Here is a 24,188-nt window from a genome sequence, read left to right as displayed (position 1 = left end):
GCTCAACCGGCTAAACGCGCCAGTAAGGAACAGCCTGATGAGGAAACCGCACTGATGCGTGCCTCACGCCCTTGTGCCTGGTAATCTAAGTGAATTTCGACATCCGGGTCAGGCAGCACACCCGCACCTTGTTGCGGCCACTCCACCAGGCAGATGGCGTCGTTGGCAAAGTAATCGCGGATCCCCATAAATTCCAGCTCCTCCGGGTCCGCAAGACGATATAAATCAAAGTGGTACACCATGATATTTTCAAGCGTGTACGGTTCCACCAGCGTGTAGGTCGGGCTTTTTACGTTCCCGTTATGGCCTAACGCCTGCAAAAAGCCACGGCTGAAGGTTGTTTTACCCGCGCCTAAATCACCATACAGATAAATGACGGTCGCCCCCTGACAGGCCTGCGCCACGCGCTTGCCGAGATCTAAAGTGGCTTGTTCATCAGGTAAAGGAATCGCTCGATTAGTCATTTTCTACGTCAATCACATCCGGGTTAACAACACGCCGCAGCGTGCAAAAAAGATCGGTGGCCAGCATACCGCGCGTTCCGTAACGAGCAGCCAGCCTGTCAGCCGCCGCACCGTGGGCCACGCAGCCCGCACAGGCTGCATCATAAAGGGGAAGTTTCTGTCCGAGCAATGCGCCAATGATGCCGGAGAGCACATCGCCCATGCCGCCGCTCGCCATGCCTGCATTACCGGCATCAACGATGCCCATCGCATCATCGCTGGCGATAACGGTTCCCGCCCCTTTCAAAACGGCAACACCTCCGTAACGTTTTACCAGACGTTGGGCTGAAAGTAAGCGATCGCTTTCAATTTCTGCCACGCTACAGTTAAGCAGCCGTGCGGCTTCGCCGGGGTGCGGCGTCAGAATGCGATTGTGACGCTTATCCGGGTTTATTGCCAGAAGGTTAAGCGCGTCGGCATCCCAGAGCATCGGTTTACGAAAATTCTCGGCCTTTTGCAGGGCCTGTTTACCCCACTCCTGCTGACCCAGGCCCGGACCAATGACCACCACGTCCGCCCACTCAAGACCCTCTTCAATCGCCTGCGGGGTAAGCTCGTGGACCATCAGCTCCGGCCGCGCGGTAATAATGGGCGGAATGTTTTCGCTGCGGGTCAGCACGCGTATTAATCCGCCGCCGCTGCGCAACGCGGCCTCTCCGGTCATTCGAATCGCACCTGCCGTGCCATGATCGCCACCAATAATCAGCAGTCGGCCATGGTCACCCTTATGGGAGGTGGGACGACGCGGCGGTAGCCACTGTGCAAGCTGGGAGGCATCAAAGCGGGTGATGTGGGTATCCTGTCCGATCAGCCAGTTTTCCAGCCCCAGGGCGTTGTGGTGTAACGTGCCCACGACATCCCGCGCTTTCCCGGTAAGCAGCCCCGGCTTCAGGGCGATAAAGGTCACGGTGTGCGCCGCCTCAATCGACACGCCCGGCGTCGCGCCGGTTTGTGCCATCAGGCCGGAGGGAATATCCAGCGCTACCACCGGGGCGGGGTGCGCATTAGCGCGCGTAATCAGCGCGGCGACGTCATCGCGAGGCGCGCGCATCAGTCCCGTCCCCAGCAGACCATCAACAATCACGTCGACATCCTCGGGCCAGATAATATCAGGCGCATGAATAATGCCCCCCGCATTCAGCCAGGCCTCTCTCGCCATGCCAGCCTCTTCCGGTAGCGGCTTGTCGCTCTCCAGCGCCATCAGGGTGACGCGCAGCCCCGCCGCCACCGCAAGACGAGCCACCACATAGCCATCGCCACCGTTATTGCCGTGCCCGCACAGGATCAGATAGTGCGAGGCATCAGGATAAGCCGTGCGCGCCACGTTAAACGCCGCCTCGCCCGCGCGCTGCATCAGTTCGTAAAGGGTAATGCCGAGGCTATCTGCGGCCTCTTTCTCGGCCCGAAGGAGGTCATCCGCATGCCAGATGGAATGTGGTATACTTGCGGGGTTTTTCTTCACAGTATGGTCCGTCATGTCACAGCCCCTCGATCTCAATGAATTAGCGCAAAAAATAAAACAGTGGGGTGCTGAACTGGGCTTCCAGAAGGTCGGTATTACTGACACCGACCTCTCTGCCAGTGAGCCTAAGCTCCAGGCATGGCTGGATAAACAATACCACGGCGAGATGGAGTGGATGGCGCGTCACGGTATGATGCGTGCCCGCCCCCACGAGCTGTTGCCGGGTACGCTGCGCGTTATTAGCGTACGCATGAACTATCTGCCCGCTAACGCGGCCTTTGCGCGCACGCTAAAAAATCCCTCTCTGGGTTACGTCAGCCGATACGCGCTGGGGCGTGATTACCACAAACTTCTGCGCAACCGTCTAAAAAAGCTCGGGGAAACCATTCAGCTGCACTGTGTTTCGCTGAATTTTAGACCCTTTGTCGATTCTGCGCCTATTCTTGAGCGCCCGATCGCCGAAAAAGCCGGGCTCGGCTGGACAGGTAAGCACTCACTTATCTTAAGCCGCGACGCGGGCTCATTCTTTTTCCTGGGTGAACTACTGATTGATTTACCTCTTCCGGTAGACAGTCCGGTGGAAGAAGGTTGTGGCCGCTGTGTGGCCTGTATGACCATCTGCCCGACGGGCGCGATTGTCGAACCGTATACCGTTGATGCGCGCCGCTGTATCTCTTATCTCACTATCGAGCTGGAAGGCGCTATTCCAGAGGAGTTTCGTCCGCTTATTGGCAACCGCATCTACGGCTGTGATGACTGTCAGCTGATTTGTCCGTGGAACCGTTATTCACAGTTGACGGACGAAGAAGACTTCAGTCCGCGCAAGGCGTTACATGCCCCGCAGTTGATCGAACTGTTCGCCTGGAGCGAAGCCTGGTTCCTGAAGGTGACGGAGGGTTCCGCCATACGTCGTATCGGCCACCTGCGCTGGCTGCGTAATGTGGCCGTTGCGCTGGGGAATGCCCCGTGGGATGAGGCAAATCTTCAGGCGCTCGAAAGCCGTAGAGGTGAGCACCCACTTCTTGATGAGCACATAGAATGGGCGATTGCGCAGCAAATTGAGAAGCGAAATGCCGGCGTGGTTGAAGTGCAGTTACCGAAGAAACAGCGCCTGGTCAGGGTGATTGAAAAAGGACTGCCGCGGGATGTGTGATATATTCACAGGCTGTGAATAAAAATAAGAATTCAGGCGCCATCAGCTCTGGCAAACAGGTCAAGTGATCTCAATAACATTTTGAAATCAAATTTTCTTCATAAATTACAGGTAATTACGAAGATATTATTCACCCTGCTAACATTTCGTAGAGACTGGTTTTATCACGGTTTCTGTGGATAACTCTGTTCACAAGAGTATTTCAGACATAATAGAAAACGTCCCCAACGAAGCACTTCGCTGTGGATAATCTGGAGATGAAGAAGAATTTGGAGCGGGAAACGAGACTCGAACTCGCGACCCCGACCTTGGCAAGGTCGTGCTCTACCAACTGAGCTATTCCCGCTTGGGTGTTCTGGTGCTATGCGTATCTTGCGATACTTTCAAATTTTGGAGCGGGAAACGAGACTCGAACTCGCGACCCCGACCTTGGCAAGGTCGTGCTCTACCAACTGAGCTATTCCCGCTTGGGTGTTCTGGTGCTGGCGTATCTTGCGATACTTTTCAAATTTTGGAGCGGGAAACGAGACTCGAACTCGCGACCCCGACCTTGGCAAGGTCGTGCTCTACCAACTGAGCTATTCCCGCAAATCTGTACTGCTTTTGTTGCTGTCGTAACGTGTAATTCTCTGTCGTTACGGGAGGCGCATTATACGAGAAATCCGTTTAGCTGCAACCCCCCTCAAAGCGATTTTTTTGAAATTCAGTTCAAGTGCTTATTTAATCGGCAAGCTGAACAATTTAGCGACAAAAACCCGGCCACGCAAGGCGCCGGATCGCAAAATCAGAGCTTAATAAAGTTTTCGCGATAGTACGCCAGCTCCGCAACAGACTCACGGATGTCATCCATCGCCTGGTGCGTCCCCTGCTTTGTGAAGCCGTCGAGAATTTCCGGTTTCCAGCGGCGGGCCAGCTCTTTCAGGGTGCTCACATCCAGATAGCGGTAGTGGAAGTAGGACTCCAGCTCCGGCATGTACTTAAACAGGAAACGACGATCCTGACCAATGCTGTTGCCACAGATAGGCGATTTTCCTGCCGGCACCCACTGCTTCAGAAATTCAAGCGTCGCCAGCTCCGCTTCGCGGTCGCCCAGGGTGCTGGCCTTCACGCGTTCCACCAGCCCGCTGCCGGTATGGGTACGCACGTTCCACTCATCCATCAGCGCAAGCTGGTCATCGGACTGGTGCACGGCAATCGTTGGGCCTTCCGCCAGAATATTGAGGTTGGCATCGGTGACCAGTGTGGCGATCTCAATAATGCGATCGCGCTCGGGATCAAGGCCGGTCATCTCCAGATCGATCCAAATCAGGTTGTTTTCGTCCGCGCTCATGTTATTTTCCACCCTTCTCGCATAACCGGCAGTAGCAGGTTAACTAGTATTAATTAGAGTGTATCATAGAGGTTTTGCCCGCTACGGGCGACCAGGAGCCAGCGCGATTGAGTAAAAATAAACTCTCCAAAGGGCAGCAGCGCCGCGTGAATGCAAATCACCAGCGCCGTCTTAAAACCACTACGGAGAAGCCCGATTACGACGACAACCTGTTTGGCGAAGCGACAGAAGGCGTTGTGATTAGCCGCTTCGGCATGCACGCCGATGTCGAATCTGCCGACGGGGATATCCACCGTTGCAATATCCGTCGCACCATCCGTTCCCTGGTGACCGGTGACCGCGTGGTCTGGCGTCCAGGCAAAGAGGCGGCAGAAGGGGTAACGGTTAAAGGTATCGTTGAAGCCGTGCATGAACGCACGTCGGTTCTGACCCGTCCGGATTTCTACGACGGCGTGAAGCCCATTGCCGCCAACATTAACCAGATCGTGATCGTTTCGGCGATTTTGCCTGAGCTTTCACTCAACATTATTGACCGTTATCTGGTGGCCTGCGAAACGCTACAGGTTGAGCCGCTTATCGTGCTGAATAAAATCGATCTGCTGGATGACGAGGCCATGGCCTTTGTCAATGAGCAGATGGATATTTACCGCAACATTGGCTATCGCGTGTTGATGGTTTCCAGCCGCACCAAAGACGGCCTGAAGCCGCTGGAAGATGCGCTAACCGACCGCATCAGCATCTTTGCAGGGCAGTCCGGCGTGGGTAAATCCAGCCTGCTTAACAATCTGCTCGGCCTTCAGCAGGAGATCCTGACCAACGATGTGTCGGACGTCTCCGGGCTGGGCCAGCACACCACCACCGCCTCACGTCTCTATCACTTCCCGCACGGCGGCGATGTGATTGACTCCCCGGGCGTGCGTGAATTTGGTCTCTGGCATCTCGAGCCGGAACAAATCTTTAACGGATTTGTCGAATTCCATGACTATTTAGGCGCTTGCAAATACCGCGACTGTAAACATGACAACGATCCGGGCTGCGCCATCCGCGAAGCGGTAGAGAACGGAGAAATTGCGGAAACCCGTTTCGAAAATTACCACCGTATTCTCGAAAGCATGGACCAGGTAAAAACGCGTAAAAACTTTTCTGATTCTGATAACTGACAACTAAGCTAAGCGTCGCTAAAATCGTCCCCTTTTTTCAGGTTCCGGCAGCGTAATGCCGGATCAGGAACGACAAAACAATGGCCTGGAGGCTACCTTGTTAAACTCATTTAAACTTTCGCTTCAATACATTCTGCCGAAACTGTGGCTCACTCGCCTGGCGGGCTGGGGCGCGAGCAAACGAGCGGGCTGGCTGACCAAACTGGTCATCGACCTGTTCGTGAAATACTACAAGGTCGACATGAAAGAAGCGCAGAAGCCGGATACGGCAAGCTATCGTACCTTCAACGAATTTTTTGTGCGTCCGCTGCGCGATGAAGTGCGCCCGCTGAATACCGACCCGAACGTGCTGGTGATGCCAGCGGACGGCGTGATCAGCCAGCTGGGTAAAATTGAAGACGACAAAATTTTGCAGGCGAAAGGCCATAACTACAGCCTGGAAGCGCTGCTGGCCGGTAACTACATAATGGCCGATCTGTTCCGTAACGGGACTTTCGCGACCACCTATCTCTCCCCGCGCGATTACCACCGCGTGCATATGCCGTGTAACGGTATTCTGCGCGAGATGATCTACGTGCCGGGGGATCTGTTCTCCGTCAATCACCTGACGGCGCAAAACGTTCCTAACCTGTTTGCCCGTAACGAGCGCGTCATCTGCCTGTTTGATACTGAATTTGGCCCAATGGCGCAGATTCTGGTGGGTGCTACCATTGTAGGCAGCATCGAAACCGTCTGGGCGGGCACCATTACTCCGCCACGCGAAGGCGTGATCAAGCGCTGGACCTGGCCTGCCGGCGAAGAAGAAGGTTCTGTGGCCCTGCTGAAAGGTCAGGAAATGGGCCGCTTCAAGCTGGGCTCAACGGTCATCAACCTGTTCGCTCCGGGCAAAGTTAACCTGGTCGACGAGCTGGAAAGCCTGTCCGTGACCAAACTCGGCCAGCCTCTGGCAGTATCGACGGAGGTCTTTGCAACACCAGACGTTGCGCCAGCCCCGTTGCCGGAAGATGAGATCAAAGCCGAGCACGACGCCAGCCCGCTGGTTGACGACAAAAAAGACGAAGGCTAACAACAGAAGGATCGCTGACGTGCGCCCGATTATCTTATTACTGATGGCCTGGTGCCTCAGCATGGGGGCGTACGCAGCGACGGCCCCCGACGCCAAACAGATAACCCAGGAGCTGGAGCAGGCAAAAGCGGCAAAACCCGCTCAGCCGGAGACCGTTGAGTCACTCCAGTCTGCACTGAACGCGCTTGAGGAACGAAAGGGTTCCCTTGAGCGCGCGCAGCAGTATCAACAGGTTATCGACAATTTCCCCAAACTCTCTCAGACCCTGCGCTCGCAGCTAAACAACCTGCGCGATGAACCACGCCAGGTCCCCGCGGGGATGACGTCCGAGGCGCTGAATCAGGAGATCCTGCAAGTCAGCAGCCAGCTGCTGGAAAAAAGCCGTCTGGCGCAGCAGGAGCAGGAACGGGCGCGTGAAATTGCCGATTCCCTCAGTCAGCTTCCACAGCAGCAAACCGATGCCCGCCGTCAGTTAAATGAGGTGGAACGCCGCATCGGGACGCAGACAGGCAGCACACCGCAGAATCAGGCGCAAAATCTTGGGTTGCAGGCGGAATCCGCCAGACTAAAAGCCCTGGTTGATGAACTGGAGCTGGCGCAGCTTTCCGCTAACAACCGCCAGGAGCTGTCGCGGATGCGTTCCGAGCTGGCGCAGAAGCAGAGCCAGCAGCTGGATGCGTATCTCCAGGCGCTGAGAAATCAACTCAACAGCCAGCGTCAGCGTGAAGCTGAACGTGCTCTGGAAAGCACAGAGTTACTGGCCGAAAACAGCGCTAACCTGCCCGACAGCATCGTCGCCCAGTTTAAGGTTAACCGCGAGCTTTCTGCTGCGCTGAATCAGCAGGCGCAGCGCATGGATTTGGTGGCCTCGCAGCAGCGTCAGGCTACCAATCAAACCCTTCAGGTTCGTCAGGCACTCAACACGCTGCGTGAACAGTCCCAGTGGCTTGGCTCGTCTAACCTGTTGGGCGAAGCGTTACGCGCGCAGGTGGCCCGTCTGCCAGAGATGCCAAAACCACAGCAGCTTGATACGGAGATGGCGCAGCTGCGTGTTCAGCGTCTTCATTATGAAGATCTCCTCAACAAGCAGCCGCAAATCCGCCAGATCCGTCAGGCTGACGGACAGCCGCTCACCGGCGAGCAAAGTCGTATTCTGGAAGCACAGCTGCGCACCCAACGCGAACTGCTCAATTCCCTGTTGCAGGGGGGCGATACGCTGATCCTTGAGCTGACCAAGCTGAAAGTCTCGAATAGCCAGCTGGAGGATGCGCTGAAAGAGGTCAACGAAGCCACGCACCGTTACCTTTTCTGGACGTCCGACGTGCGGCCGATGACCTTCGCCTGGCCGATTGAGATCGTGCAGGATCTGCGCCGCCTCATTTCGCTGGACACCTTTAGCCAGCTGGGCCTCGCCAGCGTAATGATGATAACCAGTAAGGAGACTATCTTCCCGTTGCTGGGGGCGCTGATTCTGGTGGGCTTCAGTATTTATTCCCGTCGTCACTTTACCCGTTTCCTTGAGCGCTCCAGCGCCCGAGTGGGAAAAGTAACCCAGGATCACTTCTGGCTGACGTTGCGTACGGTGTTCTGGTCAATTCTGGTCGCGTCTCCGCTGCCGGTGCTGTGGATGACGCTCGGATATGGACTGCGTGAAGCCTGGCCCTACCCGCTTGCCGTCGCGATTGGCGATGGCGTGACCGCCACCGTCCCGCTGCTGTGGGTGGTGATGATTTGCGCCACGTTTGCGCGGCCAAATGGTCTGTTCATCGCTCACTTTGGCTGGCCGCGTAATCGCGTTGCGCGGGCGATGCGTTACTACCTGATGAGTATCGGGCTGATTGTGCCGCTGATTATGGCGTTGATCATGTTCGATAATCTCAATGACCGGGAGTTCTCCGGCTCGCTGGGACGGCTGTGCTTTATGCTGATCTGCGGGGCGTTAGCGGTAGTGACGCTCAGCCTGAAACGCGCCGGGATCCCGCTCTATCTCGACAAGACCGGCAGCGGCGATAACATGTTAAACCGTCTGCTGTGGAACCTGCTGCTCAGCGCGCCGCTGGCGGCGATGCTGGCGGCAGCGGTCGGTTATCTCGCCACGTCGCAGGCGCTGCTCGCCCGACTGGAAACGTCGGTGGCCATCTGGTTCCTGCTGCTGGTGGTCTACCATGTTATCCGCCGCGGCATGCTGATCCAGCGTCGTCGTCTGGCGTTTGACCGTGCTAAACATCGTCGCGCAGAAATTCTGGCCCAGCGCGCGCGGGGTGAGGAAGAGCCAAACCACGTCAACAGCACCGAAGGGACTACAGACGCTGATGACGTCGAACTGGATCTGGATGCGATAAGTACTCAGTCCCTGCGGCTGGTACGCTCAATTCTGATGCTGGTTGCCCTGCTGTCGGTGATCTACCTGTGGTCAGAAATCCACTCCGCGTTTGGCTTCCTGGAGAACATCTCTTTATGGGATGTGACGTCCACGGTGCAGGGAGTCGAAAGCCTGGAGCCCATCACCTTAGGGGCCGTGCTGATTGCGATTCTGGTGCTGATCATCACCACCCAGCTGATCCGTAACTTCCCTGCCCTGCTGGAGCTGGCGCTGTTGCAGCATCTGGATTTAACCCCAGGCACGGGCTATGCGATCACCACCATCACCAAGTATTTAATCATGCTGTTTGGTGGGCTGGTCGGCTTCTCGATGATTGGTATCGAATGGTCAAAACTGCAATGGCTGGTTGCCGCCCTGACCGTAGGCCTGGGCTTTGGTTTACAGGAGATTTTTGCCAACTTCGTTTCTGGTCTGATCATTCTGTTTGAAAAGCCGATTCGAATTGGCGATACGGTGACCATCCGCGATCTCACCGGCAGCGTCACCAGGATCAACACCCGCGCCACCACCATCAGCGACTGGGACCGTAAAGAGATCATCGTCCCGAACAAGGCATTTATCACCGAGCAGTTTATCAACTGGTCGCTGTCCGACTCCGTCACGCGTGTGGTGCTGACCGTACCCGCTCCGTCGGATGCCAACAGCGAAGAGGTGACGCAGATCCTGTATACGGCTGCTGAACGCTGTTCGCTGGTAATCGACAACCCACCGCCGGAAGTCTTCCTGGTTGATTTGCAGCAGGGGATCCAGATTTTCGAGCTGCGTATCTACGCCGCCGAGATGGGACACCGTATGCCGCTGCGCCATGAGATCCACCAGCTGATTCTGGCTGGCTTCCGCGAGCACGGAATTGATATGCCGTTCCCACCGTTCCAGATGCGTCTGGAAACGCTGGACGGACGTAAGACGGGAAGAACGTTGACGTCAGCGGCGCGTACGCGCCCGGCGGGAAGTTTGTAATCCTTTCCCCCTCCCCATCGGGAGGGGGTCAATCCTTTATGCCACTTCTGCTACACAGGCCGTCGAGCGACGACGGTAATGCTCATAAATCCCCATTGCCAGCAGCGAGAAGAAGATCGGTCCGCCAACCATCCACAGCGTGCTGTTCCAGTCATTTGCCTCAACAACGGGCTGAATGACGGTAAAAATGTTGGCGAACGCGACGACCAGCACCACAACAGTGGTCGCCAGCAGCGTCGCCGCACGGGTTTTGAAGATCACAAACGGTCGTTCCAGATCCTGCTTCGCCTTAAAGAACGGGAACGCCAGGGTCAGGAACAGATACGGAAGCGTCATCGATACGTTTGCCATCAGGGTCAGCTTGTTATAGAACGCCGACGCGGTATCACCGCCGAAGGACACCAGCAGAATGAACACGCACACCAGCATGCACTGCATCCACATCGCGTTGGCAGGCATACCGGCAGCGTTCAGCTGAGTCATACGTGCAGGCCACAGCGCCTTTGGCGTCCCCTGAATAATCGCTTTCAGCGGCGAGTAGATCAGCGTGAAGAACGCGCCAGTATAGGCGAGGAACATCGACAAACCGGTAATCCGCGCAAACCAGATCCCCAGGGTGGCCGACGTTTCCGGCGCGAGATCCATGGCGTTGCCCAGCGTCACCCCCAGGCTTTTCATCAACACGTAGGTAATGTTGCCGAGGTTGGTAGTGTTATTGCTCAGTACCTGCTGCCAGTTGGTGCTGACGCCCCAGAGGAAAATCGCCAGTGAGTAGCCAATGGATATGACGATGGCGGCAAAGATAATGCCTTTGGCGAAGTTCTTTTCCGGATTTTCGGTTTTGTCGACCAGGCCGCCCACGGCTTCAATTCCACCGTAAGCAAAGATGGCAAACACCACGAAGGAGAGCATGGCCAGTCCGGACTGGTAACCCGGATTAGGCGATGAAACGAAGTTGACTTCCTGTGCGAAATGCCCGCCGTTCAGGCACAGAATGGCGATGCTGACCAGCAGCAGCACCAGGTTCAGGCACATCACGGAAATACCGCCAACGGCAGTGATACGGGCAATTTTGTTGATGCCTTTCGAGGCCACCAGCGTGACCACCACCATCCAGCACACCGCCAGAATACCGACCACCTGCGTGGAGCTCAGCCCCGCCAGAGACCAGACCTGCGTTTTATCCGCACCGAAGAGAAACGTTGAGAACGGCACCCAGACCTTGGCCGCCGTGCTGACCATCCAGACGACGTAGGATGAAAACCACATGAACGTACCGATAAACGCATAACGCGGACCGACGCTGTTGTTCATCCACGAATAGATGCCACCCTCTTCTTTCCGGTACGCCGAGCCCATCTCCGCCATCATCAGCGCAAACGGGATAAAGAAGAACAGAGCGGAAACGATATAAAACGGCGTCGCGCTGTAGCCCATCAGATAAAACGCGGACGGGCTATTGGCAAAGCCAAAGACTGACGTAAAAATCATCAGAATGAGCCCGGTAAGGGTCATTTTTTTGAGTGAGTGAGACATATAACCATCCGAAACGGAATTAAACTGCGCGGATGGTAGCAGATGACCAGACAAATATTGTGGCTATCCGAGGCAATTTAAGAAAAAGACCCGTCTATAGCGAAAAGAGCAGTTTTTAATGTGGCAGAGTTAAATGACCGAGTAGGCCGGGTAAGCGACAGCGCCACCCGGCATTTTTTCAGGCGCGATCGACCGTAAAGGCAATCACATCGCCCAGCTGCTCGGCACCCAGCGCCAGCATGACCAGACGATCCACACCCAGCGCCACGCCGGAGCAGTCCGGCAAACCGGCCTTAAGCGCTTCCAGCAGGTTGGTGTCAATCGGCTGCTGCGGCAGACCGCGCGCGTTGCGCTTGCGGTTATCCTGCTCGAAACGCTGCTGCTGTTCGCGCGCGTCGGTCAGCTCGTGGAAACCGTTCGCCAGCTCAATGCCTTTGAAGTACACCTCAAACCGTTCCGCCACGCGGTGATCTTCGGTGCTGATCTGCGCCAGCGAGGCCTGGCTGGCCGGGAAGTGATAGACAAACGTCGGGCGATCTTTACCAATTTGCGGTTCAACGCCAAAGGTGAACAGCAGTTGCAACAGCGTGTCGCGGTCCTCTTCGTTATCCGCCACATTGCTCAGATCCAGTTTTGCCGCCACTTCACGCAGCTGTGTTTTATCAGCCGACAGCGGATCGATTTCCAGATGGCGCTGGAAGGCCTGCTGATAGGAGAGCGTTTCAGCTTCCGCGCAATCCAGCACCTGTTGCAGCAGATCGTCGACTTCGTTCATCAGACGATACATGTCGTAGTGCGGGCGGTACCACTCCAGCATGGTGAATTCCGGATTATGGTGTCGGCCCATCTCTTCATTACGGAAGCTACGGCACAGCTGATAGACCGGACCACACCCGGCCGCCAGCAGACGCTTCATATGGTATTCCGGGCTGGTCATCAGATACAGATTCATGCCCTGAGAGTGGCCTGGGCCAACAAAACGGGTTTCAAACGGGACCAGATGAATATCCGTGACCGTCGCCTGACTCATGCACGGCGTTTCCACCTCCAGGACGCCGCGGTCGGCAAAGAAACGGCGGATCTCCGCCATAATTGCTGCGCGCTTTAGCAGGTTTGGAATGGATGCGCTCGGCTGCCAGGTGGCCGTTTCGCTCATGAGTTATTTCTCCGTTTTCAGACAAGGGCACGAAGTCTACTCGCAAGCCGGGGCAGAGACAAATTTTGCACAGTAAAAGTCCCTTTTCATTGCACAGAGAAATACTGTGACGCCATTCATTAATCACGATGATAAATCACCGCACAGAACAGCAAAAAAATCGAACACGTCAAATTTCCCTCCCTTCTACGCGGTTATACTGTTTTACCCATAAAGGAGCAGTGGAATCGCTTCCGCAATCGCCCGTTCGGGCAGGTGAACGTCCTTTAGCTCATCGCGTTGCCGGAAAACAAAAATCTGGAGGAATGTCGTGCAAACTTTTCAAGCCGATCTTGCCGTAATAGGCGCTGGCGGGGCTGGATTACGCGCTGCAATTGCTGCGGCACAAGCCAATCCGAACGCTAAAATCGCATTGATTTCAAAAGTCTATCCGATGCGCAGCCACACGGTAGCCGCAGAAGGAGGATCCGCTGCCGTCGCGCAGGATCATGACAGCTTCGAATACCATTTCCACGACACGGTTGCAGGGGGCGACTGGCTTTGCGAACAGGATGTCGTTGATTACTTCGTGCACCATTGCCCAACGGAGATGACCCAGCTGGAACAGTGGGGATGCCCGTGGAGCCGCCGTCCGGACGGGAGCGTCAACGTCCGCCGCTTCGGTGGCATGAAGATCGAACGCACCTGGTTTGCCGCCGATAAGACCGGCTTCCACATGCTGCACACCCTGTTCCAGACCTCCCTCCAGTTCCCACAAATCCAGCGCTTTGACGAACATTTCGTTCTCGACATTCTGGTCGACGACGGTCATGCGCGCGGACTGGTGGCGATGAACATGATGGAAGGCACGCTTGTCCAGATCCGCGCTAATGCGGTGGTGATGGCAACGGGCGGCGCGGGCCGCGTATACCGCTACAACACCAACGGCGGCATCGTCACCGGTGACGGTATGGGCATGGCGCTCAGCCACGGCGTCCCGCTGCGTGATATGGAGTTCGTCCAGTATCACCCAACCGGCCTACCGGGCTCCGGCATACTGATGACGGAAGGCTGCCGCGGCGAAGGCGGAATTCTGGTCAACAAAAACGGCTATCGCTATTTGCAGGATTACGGCATGGGTCCGGAAACCCCACTTGGCGAGCCGAAAAACAAATACATGGAACTCGGCCCTCGCGACAAAGTCTCTCAGGCTTTCTGGCACGAGTGGCGCAAAGGCAACACCATCTCAACGCCGCGCGGCGACGTGGTGCATCTCGACCTGCGTCATCTCGGCGAGAAGAAACTGCTGGAGCGTCTGCCGTTTATCTGCGAGCTGGCGAAAGCGTATGTGGGCGTCGATCCGGTGAAAGAACCGATCCCGGTGCGTCCAACCGCGCACTACACCATGGGCGGCATCGAAACCGATCAGCAGTGCGAAACCCGCATCAAAGGGCTGTTTGCGGTGGGCGAGTGTTCCTCCGTCGGTCTGCACGGCGCAAACCGTCTGGGCTCGAACTCGCTGGCTGAGCTGGTGGTCTTTGGTCGCATGGCGGGCGAACGTGCGGTGGAGCGTGCCGCAACGGCAGGTGAAGCTAACAGCGCGGCGCTGGATGCGCAGGTTGTAGACGTCGAAAAACGCCTGAAAGACCTGGTGAACCAGGAAGGTAACGAAAACTGGTCGAAGATCCGCGACGAAATGGGGCTGTCGATGGAAGAAGGCTGCGGGATCTACCGTACGCCAGAGCTGATGCAGAAAACCGTCGATAAGCTGGCGGAGTTGCAGGAGCGCTTCAAGCGCGTGCGTATCACCGACACTTCCAGCGTATTCAATACCGAACTGCTTTATACCATTGAACTGGGCCACGGCCTGAACGTCGCAGAATGTATGGCCCATTCCGCCCTGGCGCGTAAAGAGTCCCGCGGCGCGCACCAGCGTCTGGATGAGGGCTGCACTGAACGTGACGACGTCAATTTCCTTAAACACACTCTCGCCTGGCGCGATGCGGATGGCACCACCCGTCTGGACTACAGCGACGTGAAAATCACCACGCTGCCACCGGCGAAACGCGTGTACGGTGCAGAAGCAGAAGCCGCCGATAAGAAGGAGAAGGCGAATGGCTGAGATGCAAAAACTGAAAGTTGAAGTGGTGCGCTACAATCCGGAAGTGGACGCCGCGCCGCATAGCGCTTTCTATGAAGTCCCTTACGACGAGCAAACCTCCCTGCTGGATGCGCTCGGCTATATCAAAGATAACCTGGCCCCAGACCTGAGCTACCGCTGGTCCTGCCGCATGGCAATTTGCGGCTCCTGCGGCATGATGGTCAACAAGGTGCCAAAGCTGGCGTGTAAAACCTTCCTGCGTGATTACACCAAAGGCATCAAGGTTGAAGCGCTGGGCAATTTCCCGATTGAGCGCGATCTGGTGGTCGACATGACCCACTTTATCGAAAGCCTCGAAGCGATTAAGCCGTACATCATCGGCAACCCGCGCACACCGGATCAGGGGCCAAACACTCAGACGCCCGCGCAGATGGCGAAATACCATCAGTTCTCCGGCTGCATCAACTGCGGCCTGTGCTACGCCGCCTGTCCACAGTTTGGCCTGAACCCTGAGTTTATCGGCCCGGCCGCCATTACCCTGGCGCACCGCTATAACGAAGACAGCCGCGACCACGGCAAAAAAGAACGTATGGCCCAGTTGAACAGCCAGAACGGGGTCTGGACCTGCACGTTTGTCGGTTACTGCTCCGAAGTCTGTCCGAAGCATGTCGACCCGGCCGCCGCCATTCAGCAGGGTAAGGTGGAAAGCTCGAAAGACTTTCTTATCGCTACCCTGAAACCACGCTAAGGAGTGCATGATGACGACTAAACGCAAAGCCTACGTGCGACCAATGCCGTCCACCTGGTGGAAAAAACTGCCGTTTTATCGCTTCTATATGCTGCGTGAAGGCACGGCAGTTCCCGCGGTCTGGTTCAGCCTCGAACTGATGTACGGGGTGTATGCCCTCAAGCACGGCCCGGAAGCCTGGGCCAGTTTTGTGGGCTTCCTGCAAAACCCAATCATCGTAGTACTGAACCTGATTGTGCTCGCCGCCGCGCTGCTTCATACCAAAACCTGGTTTGAACTGGCGCCAAAAGCAGCGAACATCATTGTAAAAGGCGAAAAAATGGGGCCAGAGCCGGTCATTAAAGGGCTCTGGGCAGTGACAGCAGTTGTCTCTGTGGTCATTCTGTTTGTCGCACTGTTCTGGTAAGGAGACTACTGTGATCAATCCAAATCCAAAACGTTCAGACGAGCCGGTTTTCTGGGGGCTGTTTGGCGCAGGCGGCATGTGGAGCGCCATTATTGCCCCGGTCATTATCCTGCTGGTCGGGATCATGCTGCCGCTGGGGTTGTTCCCGGGCGATGCGCTGAGCTATGAGCGCGTACTGGCCTTTGCGAGCAGCTTTATTGGCCGCGTGTTCATCTTCCTGATGATCGTCCTGCCGCTGTGGTGTGGTCTGCACCGTATCCACCATGCGATGCACGATCTGAAAATCCATGTGCCAAGCGGTAAATGGGTCTTCTACGGTCTGGCGACCATTCTGACGGTCGTCACGTTGATTGCCGTGGTCACCATCTGACTGAACAGGCCCGCCATCCGGCGGGCTTTTTACTTTTTCATCTTCTCCACCAGCCACCGGGAAAATTCGCGCATGGCTGGCGTTTCTGCCCGGGACTGCAATCGGGTCAGCCAGTAGCTACCGAGCTCAATCTGCGTCGCAAAGGGCTGCACAATGCGCTCGCTGGCTAACAGATGGGTAAACATATCGACAGGCGCAATGGCAATGCCCACCCCTGCCTGAGCGGCCTCCAGCATGGTCACGGACGAATCAAATACCATCACGCGGTGCGTTGGCGAAGGGGGATGCTCGCCGGCCGCCTGCATCCACGCGGTCCATTCATCGCGTCGGTAAGAGCGCAGCAGCGTAAACCTGAGGATGTCGGCCGGACTGTGCAGACTGGCGGCGATATCGGGCGTACACAGCGGCGCGAGCGGCGCATGACAAAGGAATTCAGCCTCGGTGCCGTGCCACGCCCCGCCACCGTAGCGGATCGTATAGTCAAGCCCTTCGGCAGCCGGATCAACGCGGTTGTTATGGGTGGAAAGCTGAAGATCGATGTGCGGATAGCCACGGCGAAAATCCTCCAGCTGCGAGAATAAAACCCCGGTGGCAAATGTACCCACCACGCCGATTTTCAGCTTCTCCTGCGCACGATGGTTAGCGAAGCGATCCAGCATTCCGGCTATACGATCGAAAGAATCATTCAGCACCGGCAGTAAATTTTCACCCTCGGTAGTCAACATCAGCCCGCGCGACACGCGAACGAACAGCTGACAGTTCAGGTGCTGCTCCAGCGTTTTCACATGCTGGCTAATGGCTGAATGGGTCACGTTCAGCTCAATGGCCGCATGCGTAAAGCTGAGATGTCTCGCGGCGGCTTCAAAAGCCCGAAGCGAATTGAGGGGGAGATAGCTTCGCGTCATGGTCTCTTCCGTTAGAAAAATTAACAGCTAATGCTAAATTTAACCGTTTGTCAGGCACAGTCAAATCCAACAGACTACGCCTGTCTGACGGGCCCGGACATCCCCTTGACTCGCTATTACGGAAGATTACTGATGATGAAAAAATCCCTTTGCTGCGCCCTGCTGCTGGGCCTCTCTTGCTCTGCTCTCGCCGCGCCAGTATCAGAAAAACAGCTGGCGGAGGTGGTCGCGAATACGGTTACCCCGCTGATGAAAGCCCAGTCTGTTCCAGGCATGGCGGTGGCCGTTATTTATCAGGGAAAACCGCACTATTACACGTTTGGCAAGGCCGATATCGCGGCGAATAAACCCGTTACGCCTCAGACCCTGTTCGAGCTGGGTTCTATAAGTAAAACCTTCACCGGCGTTTTAGGTGGGGATGCCATTGCTCGCGGTGAAATTTCGCTGGACGATCCGGTGACCAGATACTGGCCACAGCTGACGGGCAAGCAGTGGCAGGGTATTCGTATGCTGGATCTCGCCACCTACACCGCTGGCGGCCTGCCGCTACAGGTACCGGATGAGGTCACGGATAACGCCTCCCTGCTGCGCTTTTATCAAAACTGGCAGCCGCAGTGGAAGCCTGGCACAACGCGTCTTTACGCCAACGCCAGCATCGGTCTTTTTGGTGCGCTGGCGGTCAAACCTTCCGGCATGCCCTATGAGCAGGCCATGACGACGCGGGTCCTTAAGCCGCTCAAGCTGGACCATACCTGGATTAACGTTCCGAAAGCGGAAGAGGCGCATTACGCCTGGGGCTATCGTGACGGTAAAGCGGTGCGCGTTTCGCCGGGAATGCTGGATGCACAAGCCTATGGCGTGAAAACCAACGTGCAGGATATGGCGAACTGGGTCATGGCAAACATGGCGCCGGAAAAGGTTGCCGATGCCTCACTTAAGCAGGGCATCGCGCTGGCGCAGTCGCGCTACTGGCGTATCGGGTCAATGTATCAGGGTCTGGGCTGGGAGATGCTCAACTGGCCCGTGGAGGCCAACACGGTGGTCGAAGGCAGCGACAGTAAGGTAGCACTGGCGCCGTTACCCGTGGCAGAAGTGAATCCACCGGCTCCCCCGGTCAAAGCGTCCTGGGTCCATAAAACGGGTTCTACTGGCGGATTTGGCAGCTACGTGGCCTTTATTCCTGAAAAGCAGATCGGTATTGTGATGCTCGCGAATAAAAGCTATCCGAACCCGGCACGCGTTGAGGCGGCATACCATATCCTCGAGGCGCTACAGTAAAACATTGCCGGGTGGCGGCTTCGCCTTACCCGGCAAAACCCCCTACACAATCTCCCGCATTTTCCCTGCTGTCATCTACACTTAACAAAAAACAGTAAGGAAACTCCTATGCGCATTCTGCCTGTTATTGCCGCAGTAACAGCCGCGTTTTTAGTGGTTGCTTGCAGTTCCCCTACTCCTCCGCCTGGCGTCACGGTAGTCAGTAATTTCGACGCACAGCGCTTCCTCGGCACCTGGTATGAAATCGCCCGAATGGACCATCAGTTCGAACGGGGCTTAGAAAAAGTCACGGTCAACTACAGCGCGATGGATGACGGCGGGATCCGGGTCATTAACCGCGGCTATAACCCGGATCGCCAGATGTGGCAGCAGTCAGTTGGTCAGGCCTATTTCACCGGCGCGTCTAACCGCGCGGCCATGAAAGTCTCTTTCATCGGCCCATTCTACGGCGGGTATAACGTCATTGCGCTGGACAGAGAGTACCGCCATGCGCTGGTGTGTGGGCCGGATCGCAACTATCTGTGGATCCTCTCCCGCACGCCAACGATCCCGGCGGAAATGAAACAGCAGATGCTGGACATAGCGACCCGGCAAGGGTTTGACGTGACGAAATTACTCTGGGTAAAACAGCCGCATTAGTGGGTACTGAGTTTTAACCCGATGATACCCGCGACGATTAACGCGAGGCTGGCGATGCGCGCCAGGCTCGCAGACTCCCCCAGCAGCAGAATACCGGTAATGGCAGCCCCTACCGCGCCAATTCCCGTCCAGACAGCGTAAGCCGTTCCGACTGGCAAGCTTCGCATCGCCCATGACAACATGACGATACTGACAATCATTGCGGCGATAGTGATGACGCTGGGCGTCAGGCGGGTAAAACCATGGGTATATTTCAGGCCAATTGCCCATACCACTTCGAGCAAACCGGCAATAACAAGAACGATCCAGGACATATCAGGCTCCTTAACTTAACGACAAGTTGGGGCCGTCCCCGATGAATGAAGCGCTTACGGGTCGTCCCGCAAGGCTGAGGTTGCGCCTTATATTTTGGTTAGCATGGAATTTTTTTTCAAACTTTTTCTGCTGAACATGTTAAGGCAAGAAATAGCCTCAGTAAGACACGGAGTTCAGGCATTTATGACTCATCCGACTTCTCTATGATGATAGGCTTTCTGATGGCAGGAAGCCAAACCACTAGCCGACTGCGAAAATTTTATGTTTAAAATTCTTTTGATTGACCGTTGTCACTTCACCCGCACGGGATTTGAAGCCTGGGTCAATCATTCAGACCTGTTTTCGGGTCATTTCGTCGTAACCGGGGTAAATAATCTTTTCCTCGCCAGAGAGCATATCCTGCAATGGAAACCTGCGCTGGTCATCGCTGATTTATCTGGCTTCCGGCAGGATTTACACCATTTTCAGCAGCTATCCTCCCTGCTGATTGCCAGCGAAACATTGCCTTTTATTATGCTGCAATCAGGCCAGGAGCAAGAGATGACAGATTATCTGGCGCAGTTCCCGATATGGTCTTCTCTTTCCAAAAATACCGATCTGGAAAAACTAGCGGCGGTGATAAATGACGCGCTAACGTCATGCGCAAGCGCGGAGCTTCCGGAGATGGCAGCACCGTTACTGACGCGTCAGGAAGAGAGAGTTCTTAGCCTGTGGATGGATGGCGCGAGCAACCAGAAAATTGCCAGCAATCTGCGCATTAACGGAAAAACGGTGTACACGTACAAACGCAATATCCGCATGAAGCTACATATGGATACGCGCTACTCCCCGTTTTTATCGCTACAGGAAGTGGAGAATTGACGGTACGGTGAAATGACCTGCCGTACCGTCGCTTTCATTAGTTCTGAGCTTTAGTTGCTGCGCCAGAAATCGCGTTACCACCGTCGGAGATATCTTCCCCTACGCCACGGGTGGTGTTACATGCAGTCAGTACCGAAGAAAGCACCAGAACAGAAAAGATCGCTGCAATTGTTTTCTTAACCATAATATCTTCCTTTTATAGCCAAAGTTATTTTGTGTATAGCAACTTAAGAATAGACAAGATCTTGTCGTTTGACGGAAAAGGAAGAATTTTTAGGAAAATTAGACGGAATTAGCTGGCCGCATGGGAAATGATATGGCCGAGATCCTGGATATCTTCACCCACGCCACGCGCGGTGTTGCAACCGGAGAGAATTGCGCTGGAGAGCGCTAACAGAAGCAGAATTTTAACGGTACGTTTCATCTTCCCTGCCTGCAAAATCAGGCGCAGCGGGCGCTGCGCCTTACATCATGACGTAAATTACTTCACGCGGGATACGTATTCGCCGGAGCGGGTATCCACTTTGATCACTTCACCGATCTGTACGAACAGTGGCACTTTCACCACAGCGCCGGTAGACAGGGTGGCAGGCTTGCCGCCAGTACCTGCGGTATCACCTTTCAGACCTGGATCGGTTTCAACGATTTCCAGCTCAACGAAGTTCGGAGGCGTAACCGCGATAGGCTGACCGTTCCACAGGGTCACGATGCACTCAGCCTGATCCAGCAGCCACTTGGCGTTGTCACCAATCGCTTTTGCGTCCGCAGACAGCTGCTCGAAGGTTTCGTTGTTCATGAAGTGCCAGAACTCACCGTCGTTGTACAGGTAAGTCAGGTTCATATCGACAACATCAGCGCCTTCAGCGGAGTCAGTAGATTTGAAGGTTTTCTCAACACGGGTACCGGTCAGCAGGCGGCGCAGCTTTACGCGTGCGAATGCCTGGCCTTTACCTGGTTTAACGAATTCGCTGGCTTCAACCGCGTACGGTTCGCCGTCCATCATGATTTTAAGACCAGCACGAAAATCGTTGCTATAGTACGTTGCCATAAGGCCCTCTAAATTTGTTAACTGGTAGCTAAGCCACAAAATGGCGCATATTGTAACCCTAAACACCCCGTCCAGAGAAGATTGGTTATCGCAACTTGCCGATGTAATCACCAGTCCTGATGAATTGCTGCGTCTTTTAGACCTCGAACAGCACGAAGCGTTGCGTGCAGGTCGTGAGGCGAAACGCCTTTTCGCCCTGCGCGTTCCCCGCGCGTTTGTTGCCCGAATGGAAAAGGGCAATCCTGATGATCCGTTATTAAAACAAACGCTTACCTCTCAGGATGAGTTTATTACCGCCCCCGGCTACAGCACCGATCCGCTGCAAGAGCAGAACAGTGTCGTACCGGGTTTGCTGCATAAATACCGCAATCGTGCCCTGCTGCTGGTTAAGGGCGGTTGCGCGGTAAATTGCCGCTATTGCTTCCGTCGCCACTTCCCGTACGCCGAAAACCAGGGCAATAAGCGCAACTGGCAGGTGGCGCTGGACTACATCACGGCGCACCCGGAACTGGATGAAATCATCTTTTCCGGCGGCGACCCGCTGATGGCAAAAGATCATGAGCTGGACTGGCTGCTGACTCAGCTTGAGACCATCCCGCACATTAAGCGTCTGCGCATTCACAGCCGTTTACCGATCGTCATCCCGGCGCGTATCACCGACGCCCTGGTCACGCGCCTGGAGCAGTCCCGTTTGCAGGTGCTGCTGGTAAACCATATCAACCACGCGAATGAAATTGACGCGGACTTTCGTGCGGCGATGGCGCGTATGCGAAAGGCAGGCGTGACGCTGCTCAACCAGAGCGTATTACTGCGCGGCGTGAACGACAGCGCCCGCGTGCTGGCCGATCTCAGCAATGCCTTATTTGATGCGGGCGTTATGCCCTATTACCTGCATGTTCTGGATCGCGTCCAGGGCGCGGCGCACTTCATGGTGACAGATGAAGAGGCCCGGAAGATTATGCGCGAGCTGTTAACGCTGGTTTCAGGTTATATGGTGCCGAAGCTGGCACGTGAGATTGGCGGAGAGCCGAGTAAGACGCCGCTGGATTTGCAGCTGCGTCAGCAGTAAAAAGGCAGGTGGCGCTACGCTTACCTGCCCTGGAGATAAAGCGGCAGCGCCATCAAACGGTTATATCAGTTCGGGCACTTATAGACCTGGCCGTTCATCTGGCTGGCGGTTGGCACAAAGCTGGACAGCATCCCCTGCGTCGGGCTGCTTACCCCGTAAATCACGTTGCCGCCCATTGCCGCAGCCTGATTACGCAGGGCATTGGCCGCACCGCGCATAGAGCCGCCCTCTTCGCCGTGCTGCCCCGACATCCAGTTGCTTTGCTCGCCAGTGGCGGTGCCTAACAGCTGGCATTCGCTGCCCGGCTTATCTTCCACAAAGCGAACGCTCTGGCCCGCTGCCGTCAGCTCATTGCTGGTGCTACAACCCGCCAGCAGCAATGCTGCACCTACAATCCCTGCACAGACTTTTATGCGCATGTTATTCCTCGTTTTCAATAAGCTGGACAGTAGTTGTCCGCGTGTAAACCTTATACTAAAAAGATGACCAAAAGAAAAATGCTGAGCATTTCTGCGAGCCAGATTCCGCTGGCACTCCTCCGACATCTTAAATGAATTCTGATAATAACCTTTGGGATATCGTGTTTTAGCCCCCGATCGTTTTTAGTGATGCGACGTACAACTTTTGTACGCGACTCAAAAAAGGGGGTTTCATGAGTGCATCATCCTCAGGAGAGGAAAAAGTAACCTGGGTGGGCTATCTGGCGTTCGTGCTCACCATCGTATTTTTCTCAGGTTTTTTCGCCAAAAGTACCGAATGGTGGCGCGTGCTGGATTTTACCGTCCTGAACGGCAGCTTTGGACCGGTGAACGGTGCGCTGACGTTTCGCGGCGAGGGCGGCACGGGAGCGAAAGATGGGTTTTTGTTTGCCCTTGAACTGGCGCCCTCGGTCATTTTATCGCTCGGGATCATTGCCGTTACCGAGGGGCTGGGCGGGCTGCGCGCCGCACAACAGCTTATGACGCCCATTCTGCGCCCGCTGCTCGGCGTGCCGGGCATTTGCTCTCTGGCGCTTATCGCCAACCTGCAAAATACTGATGCTGCCGCAGGGATGACCAAAGAGTTGACCAACGAAGGGGCGATTACTGACCATGAGCGCGCCATTTTCGCCACCTTCCAGACCAGCGGTAGCGCCATTATTACCAACTATTTTTCTTCCGGCGCTGCACTCTTTACCTTTATTACCGTCCCGGTAATCACGCCGCTTGCCGTCATTCTGATGTTCAAATTTGTTGGCGCGAACTTTCTGCGACTGTGGATCGCCCACATGGAAGTTCGCTGCGCTCAGGAGGAAAAATGATCGCCCAGTCGCGTAAAAATATCATGGACTTGTTTATCGATGGCGCCCGCCGCGGCTTTACCATCGCCACCACCAGCCTGCTGCCGAACGTGGTCATGGCGTTTGTTATCATTCAGGCGCTCAAGGTAACCGGCCTGCTGGATATTGTCGGCAGGGTATGCGAGCCCATCATGGCTCTGTGGGGACTTCCGGGTGCGGCGGCAACGGTTCTTCTGGCCTCGGTGATGAGCATGGGGGGCGGTGTGGGGGTCTGCGCCAGTCTGGTCGCTGCCGGCACGCTCAACGGTCACGATGCCACCATCCTGCTGCCCGCCATCTATCTGATGGGTAATCCGGTGCAAAACACGGGCCGTTGCCTTGGCACCGCAGGCGTCAACCCGAAGTATTATCCACACATCATCGCTGTCTGCGTCATTAACGCCCTGCTCTCAATGTGGGTGATGCAACTACTCTTCTGAGG

Annotated in this window: 25 protein-coding genes and 3 tRNA genes; 14 read left to right on the top strand and 14 right to left on the bottom strand. The window is 55.7% G+C overall.

Annotated features, from left to right (window positions below; genetic code table 11):
• Positions 1-2: 2 nt before the first annotated feature.
• Together tsaE and nnr are read right to left on the bottom strand one after the other, a co-directional pair.
• Positions 3-464, bottom strand: coding sequence for a tRNA (adenosine(37)-N6)-threonylcarbamoyltransferase complex ATPase subunit type 1 TsaE (gene tsaE / locus ACOTX4_RS18195; protein WP_003855970.1), 462 nt, complete (start codon positions 462-464; stop codon positions 3-5).
• The gene (gene nnr / locus ACOTX4_RS18190) at positions 457-1,980 is read right to left on the bottom strand and encodes a bifunctional ADP-dependent NAD(P)H-hydrate dehydratase/NAD(P)H-hydrate epimerase (RefSeq protein ID WP_045330854.1); all 1,524 of its coding nucleotides are present in this window, start codon (positions 1,978-1,980) and stop codon (positions 457-459) included. The genes tsaE and nnr overlap by 8 nt, the downstream gene beginning before the upstream one ends.
• Here nnr and queG point away from each other — a divergent pair.
• Entirely contained in the window at positions 1,979-3,118 is a 1,140-nt protein-coding gene (gene queG / locus ACOTX4_RS18185; RefSeq protein WP_045330857.1) for a tRNA epoxyqueuosine(34) reductase QueG, read from the top strand. The genes nnr and queG overlap by 2 nt on opposite strands.
• Before the next feature lie 270 nt (positions 3,119-3,388).
• Here the strand turns inward: queG and ACOTX4_RS18180 are convergent.
• The 4 genes from ACOTX4_RS18180 to orn form a co-directional block, all read right to left on the bottom strand.
• A tRNA-Gly gene (locus ACOTX4_RS18180) sits at positions 3,389-3,464 on the bottom strand.
• 45 nt (positions 3,465-3,509) lie between these two features.
• Positions 3,510-3,585: transfer RNA gene (locus tag ACOTX4_RS18175), tRNA-Gly, on the bottom strand.
• Between the two features lie 45 nt (positions 3,586-3,630).
• Positions 3,631-3,706: transfer RNA gene (locus ACOTX4_RS18170), tRNA-Gly, on the bottom strand.
• Between the two features lie 196 nt (positions 3,707-3,902).
• The gene (gene orn / locus ACOTX4_RS18165; protein ID WP_003855965.1) at positions 3,903-4,448 is read right to left on the bottom strand and encodes an oligoribonuclease; all 546 of its coding nucleotides are present in this window, start codon (positions 4,446-4,448) and stop codon (positions 3,903-3,905) included.
• A 107-nt stretch (positions 4,449-4,555) separates the two neighbouring features.
• Between orn and rsgA the strand changes: the two genes are divergently transcribed.
• The 3 genes from rsgA (at position 4,556) to mscM (ending at position 10,017) form a co-directional block, all read left to right on the top strand.
• A complete protein-coding gene (rsgA, locus tag ACOTX4_RS18160; RefSeq protein ID WP_003855964.1) occupies positions 4,556-5,608 on the top strand; it encodes a small ribosomal subunit biogenesis GTPase RsgA in 1,053 nt (350 codons plus the stop codon).
• 97 nt (positions 5,609-5,705) lie between these two features.
• Entirely contained in the window at positions 5,706-6,674 is a 969-nt protein-coding gene (gene asd / locus ACOTX4_RS18155; protein WP_032645928.1) for an archaetidylserine decarboxylase, read from the top strand.
• 19 nt (positions 6,675-6,693) lie between these two features.
• A complete protein-coding gene (gene mscM / locus ACOTX4_RS18150; RefSeq protein ID WP_045331826.1) occupies positions 6,694-10,017 on the top strand; it encodes a miniconductance mechanosensitive channel MscM in 3,324 nt (1,107 codons plus the stop codon).
• A gap of 36 nt (positions 10,018-10,053) precedes the next feature.
• On the opposite strand, the gene yjeM is transcribed toward mscM, so the two are convergent.
• Both yjeM and epmA read right to left on the bottom strand, forming a co-directional pair.
• Positions 10,054-11,553 carry a glutamate/gamma-aminobutyrate family transporter YjeM gene (gene yjeM / locus ACOTX4_RS18145; protein ID WP_003855961.1) on the bottom strand — a complete coding sequence of 500 codons (1,500 nt, stop codon included), beginning with the start codon at positions 11,551-11,553 and terminating at the stop codon, positions 10,054-10,056.
• Positions 11,554-11,731: 178 nt separating this feature from the next.
• Positions 11,732-12,709, bottom strand: coding sequence for an elongation factor P--(R)-beta-lysine ligase (gene epmA, locus ACOTX4_RS18140; protein WP_003855960.1), 978 nt, complete (start codon positions 12,707-12,709; stop codon positions 11,732-11,734).
• Positions 12,710-13,019: 310 nt separating this feature from the next.
• On the opposite strand from epmA, the gene frdA reads away from it, so the two are divergent.
• From frdA to frdD, 4 genes are read left to right on the top strand one after another with little or no spacing between them, the layout of a single operon-like run.
• Positions 13,020-14,810 carry a fumarate reductase (quinol) flavoprotein subunit gene (gene frdA / locus ACOTX4_RS18135; RefSeq protein WP_023324036.1) on the top strand — a complete coding sequence of 597 codons (1,791 nt, stop codon included), beginning with the start codon at positions 13,020-13,022 and terminating at the stop codon, positions 14,808-14,810.
• Positions 14,803-15,537: a succinate dehydrogenase/fumarate reductase iron-sulfur subunit gene (locus ACOTX4_RS18130; RefSeq protein ID WP_003855955.1), complete on the top strand. Its 735-nt coding sequence runs from the start codon at positions 14,803-14,805 to the stop codon at positions 15,535-15,537. The genes frdA and ACOTX4_RS18130 overlap by 8 nt, the downstream gene beginning before the upstream one ends.
• A 10-nt stretch (positions 15,538-15,547) precedes the next feature.
• Positions 15,548-15,943 (top strand): fumarate reductase subunit FrdC, encoded by a 396-nt coding sequence (frdC, locus tag ACOTX4_RS18125; RefSeq protein ID WP_003855953.1) that lies wholly within the window; start codon positions 15,548-15,550, stop codon positions 15,941-15,943.
• A gap of 10 nt (positions 15,944-15,953) precedes the next feature.
• Positions 15,954-16,313, top strand: a complete 360-nt coding sequence (frdD, locus tag ACOTX4_RS18120) for a fumarate reductase subunit FrdD (protein ID WP_000609653.1) — start codon at positions 15,954-15,956, stop codon at positions 16,311-16,313.
• 29 nt (positions 16,314-16,342) lie between these two features.
• Here the strand turns inward: frdD and ampR are convergent, their stop codons facing one another.
• Positions 16,343-17,218, bottom strand: coding sequence for a LysR family transcriptional regulator AmpR (gene ampR / locus ACOTX4_RS18115; RefSeq protein ID WP_003855952.1), 876 nt, complete (start codon positions 17,216-17,218; stop codon positions 16,343-16,345).
• Between the two features lie 132 nt (positions 17,219-17,350).
• Here ampR and ACOTX4_RS18110 point away from each other — a divergent pair, with 132 nt between their 5' ends.
• Together ACOTX4_RS18110 and ACOTX4_RS18105 are read left to right on the top strand one after the other, a co-directional pair.
• Positions 17,351-18,496, top strand: coding sequence for a cephalosporin-hydrolyzing class C beta-lactamase ACT-41 (locus ACOTX4_RS18110; RefSeq protein WP_045331818.1), 1,146 nt, complete (start codon positions 17,351-17,353; stop codon positions 18,494-18,496).
• A 108-nt stretch (positions 18,497-18,604) separates the two neighbouring features.
• Entirely contained in the window at positions 18,605-19,135 is a 531-nt protein-coding gene (locus ACOTX4_RS18105) for a lipocalin family protein (RefSeq protein ID WP_003855945.1), read from the top strand.
• Here ACOTX4_RS18105 and sugE read toward each other — a convergent pair.
• Complete coding sequence (sugE, locus tag ACOTX4_RS18100) at positions 19,132-19,449, bottom strand: quaternary ammonium compound efflux SMR transporter SugE (protein ID WP_003855944.1); 318 nt, start codon at positions 19,447-19,449, stop codon at positions 19,132-19,134. The genes ACOTX4_RS18105 and sugE overlap by 4 nt on opposite strands.
• A 262-nt stretch (positions 19,450-19,711) precedes the next feature.
• On the opposite strand from sugE, the gene ACOTX4_RS18095 reads away from it, so the two are divergent.
• On the top strand, positions 19,712-20,311 hold the full coding sequence (locus ACOTX4_RS18095; protein WP_022650247.1) for a helix-turn-helix transcriptional regulator: 600 nt from the start codon (positions 19,712-19,714) through the stop codon (positions 20,309-20,311).
• 37 nt (positions 20,312-20,348) lie between these two features.
• On the opposite strand, the gene ecnB is transcribed toward ACOTX4_RS18095, so the two are convergent.
• The 3 genes from ecnB to efp all read right to left on the bottom strand — a co-directional run bounded on the left by ecnB (position 20,349) and on the right by efp (position 21,359).
• Positions 20,349-20,495 carry a lipoprotein toxin entericidin B gene (gene ecnB / locus ACOTX4_RS18090; protein WP_003855942.1) on the bottom strand — a complete coding sequence of 49 codons (147 nt, stop codon included), beginning with the start codon at positions 20,493-20,495 and terminating at the stop codon, positions 20,349-20,351.
• A 108-nt stretch (positions 20,496-20,603) separates the two neighbouring features.
• Positions 20,604-20,735, bottom strand: coding sequence for an entericidin A/B family lipoprotein (locus ACOTX4_RS18085; RefSeq protein ID WP_006810410.1), 132 nt, complete (start codon positions 20,733-20,735; stop codon positions 20,604-20,606).
• A gap of 57 nt (positions 20,736-20,792) precedes the next feature.
• Positions 20,793-21,359, bottom strand: coding sequence for an elongation factor P (efp, locus tag ACOTX4_RS18080; RefSeq protein WP_003855940.1), 567 nt, complete (start codon positions 21,357-21,359; stop codon positions 20,793-20,795).
• A gap of 40 nt (positions 21,360-21,399) precedes the next feature.
• Between efp and epmB the strand changes: the two genes are divergently transcribed.
• The gene (gene epmB, locus ACOTX4_RS18075) at positions 21,400-22,428 is read left to right on the top strand and encodes an EF-P beta-lysylation protein EpmB (protein WP_003855939.1); all 1,029 of its coding nucleotides are present in this window, start codon (positions 21,400-21,402) and stop codon (positions 22,426-22,428) included.
• 65 nt (positions 22,429-22,493) lie between these two features.
• Here epmB and ACOTX4_RS18070 read toward each other — a convergent pair whose 3' ends face one another.
• Positions 22,494-22,847 (bottom strand): DUF4156 domain-containing protein, encoded by a 354-nt coding sequence (locus tag ACOTX4_RS18070; protein ID WP_003855938.1) that lies wholly within the window; start codon positions 22,845-22,847, stop codon positions 22,494-22,496.
• Positions 22,848-23,080: 233 nt separating this feature from the next.
• On the opposite strand from ACOTX4_RS18070, the gene ACOTX4_RS18065 reads away from it, so the two are divergent.
• Positions 23,081-23,728: a nucleoside recognition domain-containing protein gene (locus ACOTX4_RS18065; protein ID WP_063938068.1), complete on the top strand. Its 648-nt coding sequence runs from the start codon at positions 23,081-23,083 to the stop codon at positions 23,726-23,728.
• Entirely contained in the window at positions 23,725-24,186 is a 462-nt protein-coding gene (locus ACOTX4_RS18060; RefSeq protein ID WP_032661233.1) for a YjiG family protein, read from the top strand. The genes ACOTX4_RS18065 and ACOTX4_RS18060 overlap by 4 nt, the downstream gene beginning before the upstream one ends.
• Positions 24,187-24,188: the final 2 nt, after the last annotated feature.

Source organism: Enterobacter cloacae complex sp. IR5459 (assembly GCF_049238005.1).
Classification (GTDB): domain Bacteria; phylum Pseudomonadota; class Gammaproteobacteria; order Enterobacterales; family Enterobacteriaceae; genus Enterobacter; species Enterobacter hormaechei_C.
The sequence above is the reverse complement of the archived record's forward strand: the minus strand, read 5'-3'. Positions and strand labels throughout refer to the sequence as shown.

Excerpts from the sequence above, each read along its gene's own strand:
- queG (WP_045330857.1), top strand. The coding sequence starts at position 1,979 with ATGTCACAGCCCCTCGATCTCAATGAATTAGCGCAAAAAATAAAACAG.
- nnr (WP_045330854.1), bottom strand. The coding sequence starts at position 1,980 with ATGACGGACCATACTGTGAAGAAAAACCCCGCAAGTATACCACATTCC.
- ACOTX4_RS18130 (WP_003855955.1), top strand. The coding sequence starts at position 14,803 with ATGGCTGAGATGCAAAAACTGAAAGTTGAAGTGGTGCGCTACAATCCG.
- ACOTX4_RS18095 (WP_022650247.1), top strand. The coding sequence starts at position 19,712 with ATGTTTAAAATTCTTTTGATTGACCGTTGTCACTTCACCCGCACGGGA.
- ampR (WP_003855952.1), bottom strand. The coding sequence starts at position 17,218 with ATGACGCGAAGCTATCTCCCCCTCAATTCGCTTCGGGCTTTTGAAGCC.
- epmB (WP_003855939.1), top strand. The coding sequence starts at position 21,400 with ATGGCGCATATTGTAACCCTAAACACCCCGTCCAGAGAAGATTGGTTA.
- ecnB (WP_003855942.1), bottom strand. The coding sequence starts at position 20,495 with ATGGTTAAGAAAACAATTGCAGCGATCTTTTCTGTTCTGGTGCTTTCT.
- ACOTX4_RS18110 (WP_045331818.1), top strand. The coding sequence starts at position 17,351 with ATGATGAAAAAATCCCTTTGCTGCGCCCTGCTGCTGGGCCTCTCTTGC.
- ACOTX4_RS18105 (WP_003855945.1), top strand. The coding sequence starts at position 18,605 with ATGCGCATTCTGCCTGTTATTGCCGCAGTAACAGCCGCGTTTTTAGTG.
- orn (WP_003855965.1), bottom strand. The coding sequence starts at position 4,448 with ATGAGCGCGGACGAAAACAACCTGATTTGGATCGATCTGGAGATGACC.
- ACOTX4_RS18085 (WP_006810410.1), bottom strand. The coding sequence starts at position 20,735 with ATGAAACGTACCGTTAAAATTCTGCTTCTGTTAGCGCTCTCCAGCGCA.
- ACOTX4_RS18065 (WP_063938068.1), top strand. The coding sequence starts at position 23,081 with ATGAGTGCATCATCCTCAGGAGAGGAAAAAGTAACCTGGGTGGGCTAT.
- yjeM (WP_003855961.1), bottom strand. The coding sequence starts at position 11,553 with ATGTCTCACTCACTCAAAAAAATGACCCTTACCGGGCTCATTCTGATG.
- ACOTX4_RS18060 (WP_032661233.1), top strand. The coding sequence starts at position 23,725 with ATGATCGCCCAGTCGCGTAAAAATATCATGGACTTGTTTATCGATGGC.
- epmA (WP_003855960.1), bottom strand. The coding sequence starts at position 12,709 with ATGAGCGAAACGGCCACCTGGCAGCCGAGCGCATCCATTCCAAACCTG.
- sugE (WP_003855944.1), bottom strand. The coding sequence starts at position 19,449 with ATGTCCTGGATCGTTCTTGTTATTGCCGGTTTGCTCGAAGTGGTATGG.
- ACOTX4_RS18070 (WP_003855938.1), bottom strand. The coding sequence starts at position 22,847 with ATGCGCATAAAAGTCTGTGCAGGGATTGTAGGTGCAGCATTGCTGCTG.
- tsaE (WP_003855970.1), bottom strand. The coding sequence starts at position 464 with ATGACTAATCGAGCGATTCCTTTACCTGATGAACAAGCCACTTTAGAT.
- frdC (WP_003855953.1), top strand. The coding sequence starts at position 15,548 with ATGACGACTAAACGCAAAGCCTACGTGCGACCAATGCCGTCCACCTGG.
- efp (WP_003855940.1), bottom strand. The coding sequence starts at position 21,359 with ATGGCAACGTACTATAGCAACGATTTTCGTGCTGGTCTTAAAATCATG.